The sequence below is a fragment of the Mycobacterium sp. genome (assembly GCF_049802695.1).
In the GTDB taxonomy this organism is placed as follows: Bacteria; Actinomycetota; Actinomycetes; order Mycobacteriales; family Mycobacteriaceae; genus Mycobacterium.
The window spans coordinates 1-1,623 of record NZ_JBARMY010000331.1; the positions used below are offsets into that span (position 1 = coordinate 1).

Genomic DNA, 1,623 nt, shown 5'->3' on the forward strand with positions numbered 1-1,623 from the left:
TCACCCCACATGCCGATGTCACAAATCGCCAGCGCGTCGCCAGGACCGATGGCCGCCATGCCGCTGGCGCCGACCGTTGGCCCGCCGCCGAGTCTGGCTCCAACAGCGCTGGCGCAGGACTTCCACCAGGGATTCCAGGCGACCGCGCCCCCGAGTGTCGCACCGCCACCATCGATGCCGCCGGCCACGCCACAGGTCCTGCAAGCCGCGCCGACTCACGCATCAGACGGCACCGGAGCATTGCCAGCGGCGTGGGATTCACCTTCGCCTACGCCGGCCGCTTACACACCAGTGGCGAGTACGCCTGTTGTGGCAACGCCCGCTGCTCCTGCAGCGCCACCCGCGCCCGTGGGGCCGATGCCCGCCTACGGTGCCGATCTGCGTCCAGCTGCGGCGGCGACCTCGACGCCATCAGCGCCGTTGAGTCCGCCGCCACCGGCGACACCCATCTCATCGGCTTCTGGCACGACCGCGCAATCTGTTCCTGGCCAACCCGCTGTCGTGCGCCGACCAGTCCCATCAACTGCGAACCAGTCACCGCCAGGTGTGGGCACCGAAGCTGTTGCGGTCACCGCTGGCGGCGCCGCCGCGGGTGCCGCCTCCGCGGACGCGACCGCGCGGGCACGCCTGCAACGCCTGGTCGACGCAGTTGCTCGTCAGCAACCTCGGCTGGCCTGGGCAGCCGGCGACCGCCCCGACGACACGACAGTTCTAGTGACCGATCTGGCCGGTGGGTGGATTCCGCCGAACATCGACCTTCCCGCCCACGTGACACTGCTCGATCCGGAGCGCCGCCGCGGCGATCTTGAGACGCTGTTGGGTGAAGTCAAGCTTGTAGCCAGCTACACGCCGGGACATCACGTTCCGGAAGCGGATGAGCCGGTAGTGATCTCGCCTCGTCCGCGGCGGGCGCCGGAGATCGAGGACCTCGGCTGGGAGCTAAGCCACGCCACCAACTGGCGCGACGGGCTTCCTCGGCTGGCGCACACGTTAGCCAAGGCTGCCTGGTCGGGTACCGGGGTGCTCGACTCCGAAAAAGAACTTTTGCATGACTACTTGAGTGATATCGCTGCTCGCGTCCTCGAAAGTTACCCCGACAACGTCGACCCCGCAGAGGTCGGAAACTGGCAGCTGCTGGCGGCTATCGATGCGCTGACCGCCGGCGATAAGGCTGCGGCTAATTACCACCTCGCGTGGTTCCAGGCGGCATCCGGAGGGGCGGTGCAATGGATCCGAAGCTAGTAGCACTAATCGAGCAGTATGCGCAGACGCACGGGTTCAATCTTCCGCCGCACCAAATAGTCTCCGACATGGTGGCCGAGGGCCCTTCCGGCGTTGAGCAACTGCTCGCCATGCTTGGCATGACGGTGAACGCCGGAGACCCCGTCGACAACGCGGAAGCCCAACTCGGACAGGCTCAGCGCGAGGCCAAGCTTAACGACGCGACGACCAAATTTCCCGCCAACGAAGAAGCATCGGCAAGCAAGCTGGCCGGCGGCGAAGACATGCTGAAGATGGCCGAGTCGATGCCGCAGACCGCCGCGCAGATCGCCGGCAGTCTCAGCGGCGCCCTCATTCAGCCGTTCACCCAGATCATGCAGACGCTCTCGCAATCAGGTAACC

The 1,623-nt window shown here is 66.5% G+C and carries 2 protein-coding genes and 1 pseudogene; 2 read left to right on the top strand and 1 reads right to left on the bottom strand.

Annotation, left to right across the window (positions count from 1 at the left end; all coding sequences use genetic code 11):
• Positions 1-188: hypothetical protein (locus WA317_RS13730; RefSeq protein ID WP_425173558.1), on the bottom strand; the 188-nt coding region annotated here is incomplete at its 3' end.
• Between the two features lie 358 nt (positions 189-546).
• On the opposite strand from WA317_RS13730, the gene WA317_RS13735 reads away from it, so the two are divergent.
• Positions 547-1,242 carry a DUF5632 domain-containing protein gene (locus WA317_RS13735; protein WP_425173559.1) on the top strand — a complete coding sequence of 232 codons (696 nt, stop codon included), beginning with the start codon at positions 547-549 and terminating at the stop codon, positions 1,240-1,242.
• A 68-nt stretch (positions 1,243-1,310) separates the two neighbouring features.
• Positions 1,311-1,623, top strand: a pseudogene (locus tag WA317_RS13740) (hypothetical protein); the annotation flags it as partial.